This window comes from Aeromicrobium sp. (assembly GCF_036675695.1).
In the GTDB taxonomy this organism is placed as follows: domain Bacteria; phylum Actinomycetota; class Actinomycetes; order Propionibacteriales; family Nocardioidaceae; genus Aeromicrobium.
In genome coordinates this window covers 37,610-52,926 of record NZ_JAKFEL010000049.1, presented here as the reverse complement: position 1 = coordinate 52,926, position 15,317 = coordinate 37,610, and the positions used below count along the sequence as shown (strand labels likewise).

20 protein-coding genes are annotated in these 15,317 nt (G+C 64.5%); 13 read left to right on the top strand and 7 right to left on the bottom strand.

The features are described from left to right. The first annotated feature begins 9 nt into the window (after positions 1-9). Positions 10-570, top strand: a complete 561-nt coding sequence (locus V6M39_RS02795) for a DUF3090 domain-containing protein (protein ID WP_332642143.1) — start codon at positions 10-12, stop codon at positions 568-570. Next, entirely contained in the window at positions 567-1,325 is a 759-nt protein-coding gene (locus V6M39_RS02790; protein WP_332642142.1) for an SCO1664 family protein, read from the top strand. Before V6M39_RS02795 ends, V6M39_RS02790 begins: the two co-directional genes overlap by 4 nt. A gap of 3 nt (positions 1,326-1,328) precedes the next feature. On the opposite strand, the gene V6M39_RS02785 is transcribed toward V6M39_RS02790, so the two are convergent. After that, the gene (locus V6M39_RS02785) at positions 1,329-3,302 is read right to left on the bottom strand and encodes an acetoacetate--CoA ligase (protein ID WP_332642141.1); all 1,974 of its coding nucleotides are present in this window, start codon (positions 3,300-3,302) and stop codon (positions 1,329-1,331) included. An 82-nt stretch (positions 3,303-3,384) separates the two neighbouring features. Here V6M39_RS02785 and V6M39_RS02780 point away from each other — a divergent pair, with 82 nt between their 5' ends. From V6M39_RS02780 to V6M39_RS02770, 3 genes are read left to right on the top strand one after another with little or no spacing between them, the layout of a single operon-like run. Then, complete coding sequence (locus V6M39_RS02780) at positions 3,385-4,605, top strand: cytochrome P450 (protein ID WP_332642139.1); 1,221 nt, start codon at positions 3,385-3,387, stop codon at positions 4,603-4,605. Beyond that, entirely contained in the window at positions 4,602-5,165 is a 564-nt protein-coding gene (locus V6M39_RS02775) for a TetR/AcrR family transcriptional regulator (protein WP_332642138.1), read from the top strand. The genes V6M39_RS02780 and V6M39_RS02775 overlap by 4 nt, the downstream gene beginning before the upstream one ends. Next, positions 5,162-5,518: a hypothetical protein gene (locus V6M39_RS02770; protein WP_332642137.1), complete on the top strand. Its 357-nt coding sequence runs from the start codon at positions 5,162-5,164 to the stop codon at positions 5,516-5,518. The genes V6M39_RS02775 and V6M39_RS02770 overlap by 4 nt, the downstream gene beginning before the upstream one ends. Here the strand turns inward: V6M39_RS02770 and V6M39_RS02765 are convergent. Continuing rightward, positions 5,502-6,539 carry an AraC family transcriptional regulator gene (locus V6M39_RS02765; protein WP_332642136.1) on the bottom strand — a complete coding sequence of 346 codons (1,038 nt, stop codon included), beginning with the start codon at positions 6,537-6,539 and terminating at the stop codon, positions 5,502-5,504. The genes V6M39_RS02770 and V6M39_RS02765 overlap by 17 nt on opposite strands. Positions 6,540-6,653: 114 nt before the next feature. Here V6M39_RS02765 and V6M39_RS02760 point away from each other — a divergent pair, with 114 nt between their 5' ends. Beyond that, on the top strand, positions 6,654-7,244 hold the full coding sequence (locus tag V6M39_RS02760) for a hypothetical protein (protein ID WP_332642135.1): 591 nt from the start codon (positions 6,654-6,656) through the stop codon (positions 7,242-7,244). 45 nt (positions 7,245-7,289) lie between these two features. On the opposite strand, the gene V6M39_RS02755 is transcribed toward V6M39_RS02760, so the two are convergent. Together V6M39_RS02755 and V6M39_RS02750 are read right to left on the bottom strand one after the other, a co-directional pair. Then, on the bottom strand, positions 7,290-7,661 hold the full coding sequence (locus V6M39_RS02755) for a DoxX family protein (RefSeq protein ID WP_332642134.1): 372 nt from the start codon (positions 7,659-7,661) through the stop codon (positions 7,290-7,292). Next, complete coding sequence (locus tag V6M39_RS02750; protein WP_332642133.1) at positions 7,658-8,833, bottom strand: NADH:flavin oxidoreductase; 1,176 nt, start codon at positions 8,831-8,833, stop codon at positions 7,658-7,660. The genes V6M39_RS02755 and V6M39_RS02750 overlap by 4 nt, the downstream gene beginning before the upstream one ends. Before the next feature lie 81 nt (positions 8,834-8,914). Between V6M39_RS02750 and V6M39_RS02745 the strand changes: the two genes are divergently transcribed. Continuing rightward, entirely contained in the window at positions 8,915-9,538 is a 624-nt protein-coding gene (locus V6M39_RS02745; protein ID WP_332642132.1) for a class I SAM-dependent methyltransferase, read from the top strand. Position 9,539: 1 nt separating this feature from the next. On the opposite strand, the gene V6M39_RS02740 is transcribed toward V6M39_RS02745, so the two are convergent. Continuing rightward, positions 9,540-9,893 carry a TfoX/Sxy family protein gene (locus tag V6M39_RS02740; protein WP_332642131.1) on the bottom strand — a complete coding sequence of 118 codons (354 nt, stop codon included), beginning with the start codon at positions 9,891-9,893 and terminating at the stop codon, positions 9,540-9,542. Between the two features lie 39 nt (positions 9,894-9,932). Next, complete coding sequence (locus tag V6M39_RS02735) at positions 9,933-10,541, bottom strand: TetR/AcrR family transcriptional regulator (RefSeq protein ID WP_332642130.1); 609 nt, start codon at positions 10,539-10,541, stop codon at positions 9,933-9,935. 107 nt (positions 10,542-10,648) lie between these two features. Between V6M39_RS02735 and V6M39_RS02730 the strand changes: the two genes are divergently transcribed. From V6M39_RS02730 to V6M39_RS02720, 3 genes are all read left to right on the top strand, one after another. Continuing rightward, positions 10,649-11,902, top strand: coding sequence for a cytochrome P450 (locus V6M39_RS02730; protein ID WP_332642129.1), 1,254 nt, complete (start codon positions 10,649-10,651; stop codon positions 11,900-11,902). A gap of 99 nt (positions 11,903-12,001) precedes the next feature. Further along, complete coding sequence (locus V6M39_RS02725; protein ID WP_332642128.1) at positions 12,002-12,901, top strand: ABC transporter ATP-binding protein; 900 nt, start codon at positions 12,002-12,004, stop codon at positions 12,899-12,901. Continuing rightward, complete coding sequence (locus V6M39_RS02720; protein WP_332642127.1) at positions 12,898-13,707, top strand: ABC transporter permease; 810 nt, start codon at positions 12,898-12,900, stop codon at positions 13,705-13,707. Before V6M39_RS02725 ends, V6M39_RS02720 begins: the two co-directional genes overlap by 4 nt. Positions 13,708-13,755: 48 nt before the next feature. On the opposite strand, the gene V6M39_RS02715 is transcribed toward V6M39_RS02720, so the two are convergent. After that, positions 13,756-13,971: a KTSC domain-containing protein gene (locus V6M39_RS02715; protein WP_332642126.1), complete on the bottom strand. Its 216-nt coding sequence runs from the start codon at positions 13,969-13,971 to the stop codon at positions 13,756-13,758. Positions 13,972-14,000: 29 nt separating this feature from the next. Between V6M39_RS02715 and V6M39_RS02710 the strand changes: the two genes are divergently transcribed. From V6M39_RS02710 to V6M39_RS02700, 3 genes are all read left to right on the top strand, one after another. Continuing rightward, positions 14,001-14,369 (top strand): hypothetical protein, encoded by a 369-nt coding sequence (locus V6M39_RS02710; RefSeq protein WP_332642125.1) that lies wholly within the window; start codon positions 14,001-14,003, stop codon positions 14,367-14,369. 13 nt (positions 14,370-14,382) lie between these two features. Then, positions 14,383-14,724: a DUF2200 domain-containing protein gene (locus V6M39_RS02705; RefSeq protein ID WP_332642124.1), complete on the top strand. Its 342-nt coding sequence runs from the start codon at positions 14,383-14,385 to the stop codon at positions 14,722-14,724. A gap of 61 nt (positions 14,725-14,785) precedes the next feature. Beyond that, positions 14,786-15,316, top strand: a complete 531-nt coding sequence (locus V6M39_RS02700; RefSeq protein WP_332642123.1) for a MarR family winged helix-turn-helix transcriptional regulator — start codon at positions 14,786-14,788, stop codon at positions 15,314-15,316. Position 15,317: the final 1 nt, after the last annotated feature.

The following is a 15,317-nucleotide window of genomic DNA, read 5'->3' as shown; positions in this document are numbered from 1 at the left end:
GCTGGTCGCATGGCTCCCATCGTCCACGGATTCGACTGGCCCGATCGACTGGTCATCGGCACCGTTGGCCAACCCGGCGAGCGTACGTTCTACATCCAGGCTCGAGCGGGCAAGCAGCTCGTCAGCGTCTCCATGGAGAAGCAGCAGTCGGCCGCGCTCGCAGAACGCATCGAGGAAGTCCTCGACGAGCTCATGGCCGAGGACGGCAACCCGTTCAGCGTGCCTGCCCTGACACCCGAGGGCCTGGTCGACAACGATCCGCTGGAGCTGCCCATCGAGGAGCAGTTTCGCGCGGGCGCCATGGGCCTGGGCTGGGACCCGACCACGGCACAGCTCGTCATCGAGGCATTCCCGATCATCGAGGTCGACGCCGAGGAGCTCGACGTTCTCGACATGGAAGAGATCGAGCCCGAAGAGGTCCTCGTCATACGCATTCCAGTCGGCACGGCGCGTGCCTTCGCCAAGCGCACGCGCGAAGTCGTCGGCGCCGGCCGACCGCTGTGCCCGCTGTGCAGCCTCCCTATGGATTCCGACGACCACATCTGCGAGCTGCCCGAAGGGTTTCGGTGACTGACCTTCTCGCCGACGAACTGGTCCTCACGAGCCGGATCATGCCAGCGTCGAATGCGACGTTCGTCGGTCACATCGGAGACGTGACAGTCGTCTACAAGCCAGTTGCCGGCGAGCGGCCACTGTGGGACTTCCCTGACGGCAACCTCGCCCGCCGCGAGACTGCTGCATACGTGGTCTCGGAGGCATTCGGCTGGAACATCGTGCCCCGTACGTGGCTCCGCGAAGGTCCGATGGGTGTTGGCATGGTCCAGCTCTGGCAGGACGTTGATCCCGGCCAGAACGCGGTCGACCTCGTGCCCGCGGATGCGATGAGAGAAGGCTGGCACCACGTACTGGACGGACTCGATGCCCGCGATCAGCCGGTGTCACTGATTCACGAGGACTCCCCCGCCCTCCGGCGGATGGCGGTGTTCGACATCGTGGTCAACAACGCCGATCGCAAGGGTGGTCACGTACTCGAGACGTTGGATGGTCACCGCTACGGCATCGACCACGGGCTGACCTTCCACGCCGAGCACAAGCTCCGCACGGTCCTGTGGGGCTGGATCGACGCCGAGCTCGATGCCGACGAGCTGGCGGGCGTCCGGCGTGTACATACGGCGCTCGACGGCGACCTCGGCACCGTACTGGCCGATCTACTGACTGGCCAGGAGCTGTCGGCGCTCAACGCACGCTGCGATCGCCTGATCAAGCGCGGCTCGTTTCCTGCCCCGTCGGGAGACATGCCCGCGGTGCCCTGGCCTCCATTCTGACTCTCAGGCTCGCTGCTTTGCGAAGTCGATGATCCAGTGCAGGGCCGCCATGTCATCGACCGCGCCCGCGCTGAGCACCTTGGCAGGATCACCGCCGATGAGCAGGCGCTTCACCGGCACCTCAAGCTTCTTGCCCGTACGCGTGTGCGGCAGCGCAGGAGCGATGATGATCTCGTCGGGTACGTGCCGTGGTGAGGTCTGCTCACGGATACGTGCCTTGATCCGGTCCGGCAGTCCCTCGACATCGCTGCCCTCTGCGGGCACGACGAACATCGGCAGCCAATAGCCACCATCAGGCTGTTCGACCCCGACGACGAGCGAGTCCACGACGTCCGGGAGCGACTCGGCGGCGGCATAGATCTCAGCGCTGCCGAGCCTGACGCCCTGCCGGTTCAACGTCGAGTCGGAGCGGCCGTGAATCACCACAGTGCCGCGCTCGGTAACGGTGATCGAGTCGCCGTGACGCCATACGCCGGGGAAGGTCTCGAAGTAGGCACCTTCGTACGCGCTGCGGTCAGGGTCGTTCCAGAACGACACCGGCATCGACGGCATGGGTCGGGTGATCACCATCTCGCCGGCCACGCCGGGCTCGACCTGCCTGCCATCGTCATCCCAGACCTCGAGCGAGACGCCGAGCGCGATCGCACTGATCTCGCCGTCGTAAACGGGAGTGGTTGGAGCACTGGCAACGAAGATCCCGACGATGTCCGTACCGCCGCTCAGCGAGGCCACCTGGATGTCCGGGCTGATGTGTTCGCGGACCCACCGGTTGCCCGATGGAGGAAGCACGGATCCAGTGATGCCGACGATCCTGATTCTCGAAAGGTCGACCTCCTTGCCCGGTTCGACACCCTCACGCTCGCACAGCTGCAGGTAGCCCGGGCTAGTGCCGAAGGCAGTGACTTTCAGCTCGGCAGCCACACGCCAGAGGGCATCAGCGGTGGGGACCGCTGGGCTTCCGTCGTACAACACGATGGTCGACCCCATGAGGAGTCCGCCGACCTGGGCGTTCCACATCATCCAGTTGGGCGAGGTGAACCAGAAGAAGACGTCGTCGTCGCGAAGTCCCACATGCAAGCCTGCCAGTACGAGCTGCTCCAAGAGGGCACCACCGTGGCCATGGACGATTCCCTTGGGCTTGCCCGTCGTGCCTGAGCTGAACAGCACCCACAGCGGGTGATCGAAGGCGACGGGGACGGGCTCCATCGACCGAGAACCGGAGATCAAGTCTGCCCATGTCGACGCGTCCGGCATCGCCGGCTCGAGGCCTGACGTCGGCACCGCGATGACATGGCGAACCGTCGGCAGCAAGGCCCGCAATGCGGCTGCCTCGTCGCGCCGGTCGACGACCTGCCCCTTGAATGTGTGCCCTGTCCCGACGATGAACACGGTCGGCTCGAGCTGAGCCAGGCGATCTGCCGCAGCCGGTGCCGCGTAGTCCATCGCGGTCTGTGCCCAGGTCGCCCCAATGGAAGCCGTCGCGAGGAACGCGACGACTCCCTCGATGCTGCTGGGAAGGTAGGCGACGACGCGGCGCCCTGGCCCTACGCCAAGGTCAGCAAGCGCAGCTGCGGCCACGCCTACCTGGCGACGCAGCTCCCGGAACGTGATCGACTCTCGTGTGCCGTCGTCGCGTACCACCACGATTGCGGTTGCGTCGTCGTCACGACGGAGGAAGTGCTCGGCAATGTTGAGCGTAGATCCGGGGAACCACTCGGCGCCGGGCATCGTCTCGTCTCCGAGCGCCACCGTCGGAGGTGTGTCGAACCTGACGTCGAAGAACGTCGCAACGGCTCCCCAGAACTCGCTCGGATTCGCCGCCGACCACGCCTGAAGCTCTCGGAAGTCGGTCGGATCAGCGAACGACGCTTTGCCCTCGGCTACGAGCCACCGAGCCAACTCGACGACACGTGCGCTCTCAATGGCGGCATTCGAGGGGACCCATGACGGAGCAACGGAGGAAGACTGGGGCGCCATATCTCACACAATCGCACACGGTCAGTGCCGCGAGTCCGGAGCCTTGCTTGACACTTCAGACTATTTGTAACACTGTTCTGACATGACCGAGACTGTGTCCCGCGAGGCCGCGTACGTCGCACGCTCCGAGTCGACCTGGCGAGACCCGTGGCCTATGTATGCGGCGCTGCGCGACCACGACCCCGTCCACCACGTCGTGCCCGAACGTGCACCCGAGAACGACTACTGGGTGCTGACCCGGCACGCTCAGGTGCACGAAGCGGCGCGCGACTTCAGCACGTTCTCCTCCGCCAACGGGCTCACGATCGAGTACGACGAACTCGAGAAGACAGGTATGGCCGACAACCCGCCGATGGTCATGCAGGACCCGCCGACGCATACCGAGTTCCGGCGGCTCGTGTCGCGCGGGTTCACCCCTCGTCAGGTCGAGGCGGTCGAGCCCGCCGTACGAGAGTTCGTACGCGAGCGACTGCAACGACTTTCGGATGCTGGCGAAGGCGACATCGTCGAGGAGCTGTTCAAGCCGCTGCCGAGCATGGTGGTCGCGCACTACCTCGGCGTACCCGAAGAAGATCGCGGCCAGTTCGACGTCTGGACCGAAGCGATCTTCGAAGCGTCGGCAGGCCAGGGATTCGCAGCAGGAGGTGAGGCCATCGCCGACCTGATGGTCTATTTCACCGAGCTGATCGCGCGTCGCCGCGTCGACCCCGAAGACGACACGATCTCTCACCTGGTCTCCAGCGGAATGGGTGTTGAGGGTGACGACGCCGGCCTGCTTTCGATCCTCGGCTTCGCGTTCACGATGGTCGCCGGCGGCAACGACACCACCACCGGAATGCTCGGCGGTGCCGTACAGCTACTCACCCAGCACCCTGACCAACGCGCGATCCTTCTGGACGACTTGAGCAGGGTCCCTGACAGCGTCGACGAGTTCCTCCGTCTGACGTCACCCGTCCAAGCACTCGCGCGCACCGCAACCAGGGACGTCGAGCTCGACGACAAGGTCATCCCTGCAGGACGCAAGGTGCTGCTGCTGTACGGCGCCGCAAACCGCGACGAGCGCATGTACGGGCCCGACGCCGGAGTGCTGAACGTCATGCGCCGCCCGCAACAGATCATGACGTTCTCGCACGGCGCCCATCACTGTCTTGGCGCAGCGGCAGCTCGTATGCAGGCACGAGTCGCCCTCGAGGAACTCCTCGCGCTCTGCCCCACTTTCGAGGTCGATATCGACGCCGTCACCTACGCGCCGGGCAGCTACGTACGGCGACCGACGTCCGTACCGTTCCGGAGTGCCTCATGACCTGGCTGCGCGAGGAGCACTCAGCGCTGGCCGCGCAGAACATCCTCGACGCCGCAACAGGGTTGTTCGTCGAACAGGGCGTGAGCGCAGTCGGAATGGCCGATGTCGCGAAGGCCGCCGGATGTTCGAGGCAGACGCTCTATCGCTACTTCGACAGCCGCCAGGACCTGCACCTGGCGTTCGCCCAGCGCGAGGCCGCACGCCTCATCGAGCTGGTCTCGGGCGAGGTCAAGTCGATCAAGGATCCGGCCGACCGACTGGTGGCGATGATCGTCGCCTTACTCCGCGAAGTCCGGACTACCGACTACCTGTCCGCGTGGTTCCGCAGCGGCGAGCCTGCGCTGGCTGCCGAGATCGCGAACTCCTCCCCCATGATCGAGTCGCTGGCACTGACGTTCTTCGCGTCGGACGACCCCAGCGATCACGCGGTCCAGCTGACGCGTTGGTGCATTCGAGTGACACTGTCACTGCTCATCACTCCGGGCGCAGACGATACTGATGAGCGGCGCCTGCTTGAGCAGTTCATCGCCCCACTCGTCAGGACCGGAGTCACCGCATGAGCGCCACAGACGCAGAGCGCATCGCGATCGCAGATTCGTACCTCCAAGCCCTGCTGTCGCGAGATGGCGCCTCAGTCCCGTTCCACCCGAAGGCCGTACGCAAGGAAGCCGGCATGCGGACGGGATTCTCCGGCGCCCACCTGACGCGAAGCCTGACGTCAGGACCGCAGTACAAGCTGGTCAAGGGCATCCGCGAGAAGAACTGGTCCGTGGACGGCGACAACGTCCTCGTCGACTTCCTCCTGGACGCGCGCGGTGTCCCCAAGCCGTTGCACGTCTACGAGACGTTTCTCATCCCTGCCGACGATCCACGCATCAGGCGGATCGATGTGAGGTTCAGGCGCCCGCGCTAGAACGCGTTGGGACGGCTGCCTGAAGTCTGGATGTTCGTCGATACACCGTGGGCGAGATCCCGCACCATCGTCGACACGAGCGGGTCAGGACACTCTGCTCGCTATAACCCAGAATCCCGGCGATCTGACTGAGCGGAATCTCCGTATCCCTGAGGTAGTGCTCCATCTGGTCTCTGCGGACACCGTCCACCAAATTCGCGAACGAGGATCCTTCTGCTGCGAGCTGACGCTGAAGCGTCCGAGGGTGCATGTCCAGCTGCATGGCAACGAGCCCGATCTCCAGCCCGCCGGTCGGGAGCATCCGCCGGATCATGAGGCGGATCCCCTCGATGAACTGGCCCTCAGCCGGGGAGGCAATAGACGTGAGGTACTCCCTGACCACCTCGTGCACGGCATTGTCCGAGTCAACGCGGCGGTCGAGATCCGAACGCCGGACGATGATGGTCGCGTGATCCTTGGAGTAGTTCACCGGACATCCGAAATAGCGTTCGTACTCGTCGGTCGACGTGAGTGGCTCATGTGGCAGCTCCACCAGGACAGGGCGGAAGTCCTGACCGGCAACCAGTCGGAATATCTGCATCCCCACACCAAGTGCAAGCTCTTCTGCCTGTCGGTGCGGCCCGAGCCGATCCAGCAGGATGCGGAACTCGAAACGGGCGAACCTCCCGTCGGGCTGCAGGTCAATGTGCGCGCTGATCGCCGGGCTGTAGACCGACAGGTACTGATCCAGAGCTTGGAAGGCGGCACCGACCGTGGGCGCCGTGCGCACGGCTACTCCAACAGGTCCGAGGATCTCTACCCCCTGGCGCAGTGCAAGTCGGCGACCGAGGTCAGGCGTTCCCGTGGCCGTCGCTGCGGCTTCCAGAGCGCGAACACCGTTTCGATAGCTGATGAACGCGTCTTGGTCGCCCACCGCTGCCCGAGGGATTCCGGCGGCGGAAAGGAGCTCGTCGGGCTTCCCGCCGAGCTCCGCGACGAGTTCCGGGAAACCGCTGAGTCCGGTGCCGCGAATCAGGGACATGTCGTACAGGGTCAAGAACTTGTCGTCTGATGTCAAGACTCGGCGGTTCCCGCACGCGCAGACTGGCAGCACCGGGATTCGTATCACCCGGCCAGCACTCGCCAAGGAGACATCATGAGCCGCTTCGACATCACCAAGACCAACGCAGCAGTTGAGCAGCTGATCCAGATCACCGAAAACCCCCGGCACCTGTGGCTACTTCACGCATACAACCGCCACCGCTACCTGGAAATGGCTGGCCGATGGGAAGAGATCTTCGCACCCGAGATGACCGTTGAGCATCCGGTCTACAACTTCAACGTGTTCGGGATCAAAACCGTCCTCGACGGCGCCGATGCGGTGCAAGCGGTCTACAGCGAATGGGCGAAGAACAGCCAATCGATCTTCTACACGGAAGACGAAAAGCTCGCAGTTGGCGACAACATGATCTGCTCCACCGCGACGATCTACCAGCAGACTCCGGGAGCGGTCCTGGTCGCCGGAGGTGCGGACCTCGACGCGAACGCTACGTACCTGTTCAAGAACGTCGAGCACATGATCTGGCCGTACGACGACGAGGGCAGGCTTGTCGGTGAGGACGTCTGGGAGATCGATGAGTCAAAGCGCGAGATCATCCCGCTCGACGAGTCCGAGGTTCTCAGCTCCGCGATGTCCCGCAAACTGCTGGATCCGCTCATCAAGCCTCTCCCTCCTCGACCCTGGTAGGACCGACTGGCGCGAGCGAGGGGACACAGAGTTCCAGCGCCCGCGCTAGAACGCGTTGGGCCCGAACCGGAAGATCGCGACGATCGCGGCGATAGCCACGATCACGGCGTTGAACGTGGCCTCGGACCATTCCACCTTGCGGAAGTGGAAGATCGCCGCCAGCAGCATCAGCAGCCCGAGTCCCGCGGCGGCCAGCGGCGACAGCCACACAGCCTTGTCGACGAGCGCCGGGACGACGACGCCGATCGCACCGAGCACTTCCGCCAGACCCACGAAGCGCACGACGGGGGTCGAGAAGTCCTTGACCCAGGGCATGAATGACTCGAGCTTGGTACGTGCCTGGGTCAGCTTCAGCGTTCCGGCCGTCAGGAACATCGCGGCGAGGAAGCCCTGCAGGACCCACAAGAAGGTGTTCATGCAGAGGGCTCCAGGACCGTGCAGCGCGTGCCGCTGTAGATCGTCGGCATGCACTGGTTGCAGTGGATGCAGATGCCCTTGGTGGTCTCGCCAGCCTGCATACGGTTGATCAGGTCAGGCTCGCGAAGCAGGGCACGACCCATCGCGACGAACTCGAAACCTTCCTCCATCGCCCGATCCATCGTCGCCTTGTCGTTGATTCCGCCGAGCATGATCAGAGGCATCGAAAGACCCTCGCGAAAGACGAGCGCCTTCTCGCGGAGATAGGCCTCCTCGAACGGGTAGGTCTTGAAGAAGCGCTTGCCCACGGGCGTCCTCAGCCCGACTCGTACGAGCGCCGGCATGTTGGCCGCGAACTCCTTGAGCGGGACATCGCCGCGGAACAGATACATGGGGTTGAGCAGCGAGCTACCAGCGCTGAGCTCGAGCGCATCGAGGTGACCGTCAGCTTCCAGCATCTGCGCGAACTCGAGGGTCTCGGGCATCGAGAAGCCGCCAGGCGAGCCCTCTGTCATCCCGATCTTCGCGGTTACGGCGACAGCATCGCCGACTTCCTCCCGTACGACGCGGGCCACGTCACGCGCGAACTTCGCCCTGTTCTCCAGCGAGCCGCCCCAGCCGTCCTTGCGCCGGTTCTGCCCCTTCGCCAGGAACGAGCTCAGCAGGTAGCCGTGCGCCATGTGGATCTCGAGCACGTCGAAGCCGGCGTCGACCATGATCCGGGCGGTTCGTACGTAGTCCTTGGTGACGCGGGCGATGTCGGCCGCTGTCGCCGACTTGATCATCTGCATGCTCAGCGGAGAGGGCATCTTCGACGCGGCGAGCGCGTGCACACCATTGGAGCGACCGTTGGCGACCGGGCCGGCGTGGCCGAGCTGGCCGGCGATCTTGGCGCCGGTCTCGTGGATCGCATCCGTGAGCCGCTGCAGACCGGGTGCCGACTTCTCGTTGACGACGATGACTTCCTTCTGCGTACGACCTTCCGGAGCAACAGCGAGGTACGCGACGGTCGTCAAGCCAACGCCGCCACGCGCCGGGGCCAGGTGGTAGTCGATCAGCTCATCGGTGACGAGGCTGTCAGGAGTTCGCCCCTCGAAGGTCGCGGCTTTCACCGTACGGTTGCGCAGCTGGATCGGACCCAGCATTGCCGGTTCGAAGACGTTGTTGACCACGGCGTGAGCCTAGCGGTGGCTGAGCCTGGCCGAGCCGGATTTCGGTCGCTTGCGAGGAGCAGTTCGGGCTACATTCAGGCCATGAGCCTTTGGGGCCGGATGTTCGCGGCCATGTACGACCGATCCATGGCCGCGACCGAGAAAGCCGTTCTCCGTGGACGTCGCGAAGGGCTGCTGAGGGACGTGACGGGTTCGGTGCTGGAGCTCGGCGGCGGGACAGGCGCCAATCTCGCGTTCTACGGCCCGACCGTCACGAAGCTCGTGCTCACCGAGCCCGAGGAGCCGATGGCTCGCAGACTGGAGCAGAAGCTGGAGAAGCACTCGTTGCCCGCGACCGTGCTGCGGGTGGCAGCCGAGGATCTTCCGTTCGAGGCCAACAGCTTTGACTTCGTCGTCTCCACGCTCGTGCTGTGCACGGTCGACGATCCCGCCAAAGCGCTGGCGGAAACCCACCGGGTACTCAAGCCAGGAGGCAAGCTCGTCTTTCTCGAGCACGTCCGCTCAGATGACCCCAAGCTGGCTCGCTGGCAAGACCGCTTTCACGGCGTCTGGCGCCGGGCCGCGTTTGGCTGTCGCTGCAACCGTCCAACTGAGGACAACATCGAGGCCGCCGGTTTCTCAGTCGTGAACCTCGAACACGACACGTTGCACAAGGCTCCTCCGATCGTCCGGCCATTGATCGTCGGCGCGGCAGTGCGCCCCTGACCTACGCTCGCTTCGCCTTGGGCTTCTTGGGTGACTTCGGCGCTTCCGACAGGGCGAAAGCCACGGCCTCGCCCACCCACGAGTCGACGGTCTCTCCCTGGCAGTCCTCGTTGGGCACCAGCACCATTCCGCGCATCGGCCGCCCAGCCATATCCATTTCGTGCGCACCCTTGGCAATTGCCGCCGCATGCCCGTCCTTGCCGACTCGGATCATGAGGCCGTCCTTCATCATCCCGCAGGCCATGTGCGTGTTGACCATGAAGGCGAGACCGCCGAACATCTTCTTCTCCTCGTACGGCGCGAGCTCGCCGACCTTGTCACGCACGCGCGCCGCGATCTCTTCGTCGTAGGCCATTCACCGATCTTGGGACCGAGCCCACGATGTTGTCCAGCGTCAGTCACGTGTCCGCAGCGTCGGGGCAACCCAGCGTCGCAGGTAGGAGCGCAGCTCCTGGCCAGTACGCGCCGGATCACCGGGATCCAGGAAGAACGACTGCAACATCCGCAGCAGGTGCTCAACCAGCTCGAGCTGCTCGTCCTCGGCCAGGCCGATGGCAGACCAGTCGATCCCGAAATCGCTCAGGATCTTGACGCCGAGCTCGATCGACGATGGTGCGGTCAGACCGGAGATCGTGTTGCGGATCTGGCCCGGAGCAACCAATCGGTTGAGAACGGGATCATCCCGAAGATGCTCGTACACATACGCAACGACTTCGACGATGGCTTCGGCAGGATCGCCGGAGCCTTTCAGGTGGTTGACCATGTGCTCGACGAGGTTGTCCTGAAGGTCTCCGACGGCGTACAGCGACGCGGCATTGAGCAGGTCGTTGGTCGTCGGGAAGTAGCGATAGACCGTTTGGCGGGTGACGCCGAGCAGGTCGGCGATCTCGGACGTGTTTGTGGTCCCGCCCTCGGCCATACGAGCGCACGTGGCAATCAGGATGCGGGTGCGCGCCTCCTCGGCATCGCACGGCGGTTGCCCGCCCCAGCCATGTGACCTCATCCGACCTCATTTCGCGTCATCGCTTGACGACCATACACTTTCGTGTTTGTGTTCATCCAGTCTTCAAAATTTGTATGCTCAGCCATTCTCGCTCACCAAGGAGCACCATGACCGTCGACATCCTGCCTGCAGGCTTCGATTTCACCGACCCGGACCTCAACCTCGATCGCGTGCCGCACGAGGAGTTCACCCTGCTGCGCAAGACGGCGCCCATCCACTGGGTCGAGCAGACTGACAACGCCCGGGCCGGAATGTCGACCGACGCAGGCACCGGCTACTGGGCCGTGACCAAGCACGCTGACATCGCCGAGGTCTCCAAGAACAGCAAGGTCTTCTCGAGCCGCGAAAACGGCGTGATCATCCGCCTCCCCGAGACCGCAACCCGCGAATCCCTCGAGATGACTCAGGTCGTGATCATCAACCAGGACGCGCCCGACCACACCGCGCTACGAGCCATCATCAGCCGCGGCTTCACTCCCCGTGCGATCGGCGCTCTGGACGAGGTCCTCGAGGAGCGTGCCCGCCGCATCGTGACCGAGGCCGTAGCGGCCGGATCAGGCAACTTCGTCGACCAGGTCGCCTCACAGTTCCCACTCGAGGTCATCGGCGACATGCTCGGCATTCCCGCCGAGGACCGCCAGAAGATCTTCGACTGGACCAACCAGATGACGGGCGCAGAAGACGCCGAGCTCGCGCGAGAGGACAACGACCCGGAGGCCGCGGCCGCCGAAGTCCTGATGTACTCGATGGGCCTCGCTGCCGACCGCAAGGCCAACCCGCGTGACGACATCGTCACGAAGCTCGTGCAGTCCGGCGAAGACGGCGGCCGCGGCCTGACCGACGACGAGTTCGGCTTCTTCGTCATTGCCCTCGCGGTCGCCGGCAACGAGACCACCCGAAACGCCACGACGCACGGTATGAAGGCGTTCTTCGACAACCCCGACCAGTGGGACCTGTGGGTACGCGAGCGTCCTGCCACGATGATCGACGAGGTCATTCGCTGGGCCACCCCCGTGACGTCGTTCCAGCGCACAGCCCTCGAGGACGTTGAGCTCGGCGGCGTACAGATCAAGGCCGGACAGCGCGTCGCCCTGTTCTACGCCAGCGCCAACCACGACGAGGACGTCTTCGACGATGCGTTCACGTTCGACATCACGCGCGATCCCAACCCTCACCTCGCCTTCGGCGGTCACGGCGCTCACTACTGCATCGGCGCCAACCTGGCGCGCTCCGAGATCAAGCTGATCTTTGATGCGCTGGCCGATCTCGCTCCGAACATCCGCCAGACGGGTGACCTCTCCCGCCTGCGATCGGGCTGGCTCAACGGCATCAAGAACCTGCCGGTCGCGTACGACGCCTGACAACGATTCGACCCCGAGGGGCCCTCAGGGTCCGGGTGGGGGTGAGTTCGGCGGTGACCCCGATGTGGTGACATGCCCGTAGCCGTGAGGCTACGAAGCATGATCACCATAGATTCCCTCACGAAAAGGTACGGCGGGTTCACCGCCGTCGACGACGTCTCGTTCACCGCTCGCTCCGGACGTGTCACTGGATTCCTCGGCCCGAACGGCGCAGGCAAATCCACCAGCATGCGCGTCATGGTCGGCCTGACAGTGCCGACCTCGGGTCAGGCTCTGATCGATGGCCGACCCTTCGCGGAGCTTCCCAACCCCGGACGCAAGGTCGGAGTTCTCCTGGATGCTTCAGCCCAGCATGCCGGGCGTACCGGCCGGGAGATCCTGACGATCGCCCAGCGCACCATGGGACTCCCCAAGCTCAGCGTCGACCACATGCTGCACAAGGTCAGCCTGACCGACGAGGAGGCTGATCGGCGCGTACGCAACTACTCACTCGGTATGCGCCAGCGCCTCGGCATCGCGACTGCCCTGATCGGAGACCCCGACGTGCTGATCCTCGACGAGCCGGCAAACGGGCTCGACCCGGCTGGCATCCGCTGGATGCGCGATCTGCTTCGCGAGTACGCCAACAAGGGCGGCACCGTGCTGCTCTCGTCGCACCTGCTTCACGAGATCGAAGTGATCGCCGATGACATCGTCGTGATCGGCAACGGCCGCATCGTGGCTCAGGGCACCAAGTCCGAGCTCCTCGACGCTGCCGGAACCGTCGTACGTGCTGAGGTGCCTGCCGACCTGGCGCGTGCGCTGAGTGCCGCCGGCATCTCCAGCACCGCTTCAACTGACGGCGCAATCCGTACCGACGCCGAACCCGCCCTGGTGGGCAGGGTCGCACTCGCGGCCGGTGTCGCCCTCACCGAGCTCAAGTCGGCCGACACCGCCGGCCTTGAGGAGATGTTCCTCGAGCTCACCGCCGAGACCCAGCGAGAAGGAGTAGCAGCATGAGCACCGCAACCCTCGAGGCGAAGGCGCCATCTGTTGCGCGCGTCGCTGCAGTCGACCAGCCGATTCCGATGTCGCGTCTTGTCTCGGTCGAGCTGCGCAAGATGTTCAACACCCGCTCGGGCTTCTGGCTCATGGCGAGCATCGGCATCGCCGCCGTGCTGGCAACCACCGCGACGATCCTGTTCGCACCTGACAGCGAGCTGACGCAGGACGCGTTCTCGGCCGCGATCGGGTTCCCGATGGCAGTGATCCTGCCGATGGTCGCGATCCTGTCGGTCACCAGCGAGTGGACCCAACGCAGCGGACTCACGACATTCACGCTCGTGCCTCATCGCGAACGTGTGATCGGCGCAAAGGCGCTGGCCACACTGATCATTGCTGTTGCCTCCATGTTCATTGCCCTCGCGGTCGGCGCGGTCGGAAATCTCTTCGGTTCGGCCGTGGTCGGGGTCGACACGGTCTGGGACGTGGGCGTCATGGACTTCGCACTGATCGTCCTCGCCAATGTTCTGGGCATGCTGGTCGGCTTCATGCTGGGCGTCCTGCTTAGGAACTCACCCGGTGCGATCGTCGGCTACTTCGTCGTGTCGTTCGTGCTCCCGGGACTGTTCATGGCACTGGGCAACGCGCAGGCATGGTTCGAGGACGTATGGCCGTGGGTCGACTTCACCTACGCCCAGGGAGCGCTGTTCGAGGGAGACGTGAGCGCCACGGAGTGGGCCAACCTCGGAGTCACCGGCCTCGTCTGGCTGGTCATCCCGATGGCTGTCGGCCTCCGCATGATCATGAGGTCCGAGGTCAAGTAGCCGCTGTCGTGCGGCCCGGGCGTTGCGACGTCCGGGCCGTTCGTGCGCCTAGACCTCGCGACAACCGAAGCGGGGCTTGATGAACTGGTTGATGTACTTGCCGATCGAGACACTGCCGAGAAGCTCCCGGTGCACGGACCGCGGCACCGGCGAGTAGACGTACGTCGCTCCGCCCTCAAAGCGAATCCAGAGCTCGTTGGTCTCCGGGGCAAAGCCGACTGCCTCCACGCTCGACGACTCAACGAGCTCCATCTCGGGCTCCATCCCTCCATCATTCCTGACAGACTCAGCAAATGACGCGACGCAAGGTGGAGCCGCAGACGAAGGCCATGGCCGGAATCGGCATGTCCGTGGCCGTCGCTGCAGTGGTCGCACCCCGCACGTTCCTGCGGACCTTTGGCATCGCGGAACCACCCACCGGCGCGACGTTGCTCGGCTGGCGGCTGTTCGCCGCTCGCACTGCCACGCTCTCGGTCCTGGCCGCACGCGGCAGCCGCACGGCCCGAGACTCGTTCTTGCCGGTCCAGTTGATGGATCAGGCTGCGTGGTGGTGGGGACACTCGCGCGGCGAGCTGCCACTGCGTACAGTTGCCATGGCGGCGAGCGCGTCCGGAGCCATCATCGCGCTGGATGTCAGTCGCAGACTGTCTGAACGCCACTGACTACTCTGATCGCGTGCACAGAGTGTTCAAGATTCCCGTCAGCTCGGTCTATCCCCACTACGTGACGAAGGCCGAGAAGAAGGGCCGCACCAAAGCGGAGGTCGACGAGGTCATCCGCTGGTTGACGGGCTTCGACCAGGCGGCTTTGCGCAAGCACCTCAAGGCGGACACGTCATTCGAAGACTTCTTCGCTGAGGCGGAGCTCAACCCGAACGCGTCGTTGATCACCGGCGTGGTCTGCGGGATTCGGGTCGAAGAGATCGAAGACCCGTTGATGAAGAAGCTCCGCTATCTCGACAAGCTCGTCGATGAGCTCGCCAAGGGCAAGGCGATGGACAAGATCCTTCGCGCCTGACCCATGGTGGTTTGATAGCGTCTTAGGACGTTAGTAATCCACATCTCCCAGGGAGCTCCTCGTGCCGAGCGCAGAGAACACACCGCGGGTCACCCCGCCGTTCGAGCTGCGCGACGCAGTCAAGGCAACCCTGCCCGATGCGAACCACGACGCTGCCCTCCTCCACCTGACGCTGCTGCATCTGGGGCGACTGGTCGAGTCATCGATCCAGAGCGTCATCACGCCCGAGGGGCTCGAGATGTCCGAGCACTCGGTCCTCACCGCGCTGGTGTTCGCCGGACCCCCGCACACGATGTCGCCGACCCAGCTGAGTCAGGTCATCCTCCAGACAACCAGCGGCATGTCCAAGACGCTTCGGCGGATCGAACGCCTCGGCCTCATCGAACGAATCGACGACCCGAACGATGGTCGCGCCCGCCTCGTCGTACTGACCGAAAAGGGTCGCGAAATGTCCGAACGGCCGCTTCGTCAGCTCGTCACCCAGTGGAGCGAACAGCTGAAAGACCTTGGCGCCGACGAGCTCAGCAACGCAGCCAACGCCGTATGGGCCTTGGTCCCGCACATGGATCCGCGGTTCAGCACCGAAGACTAAG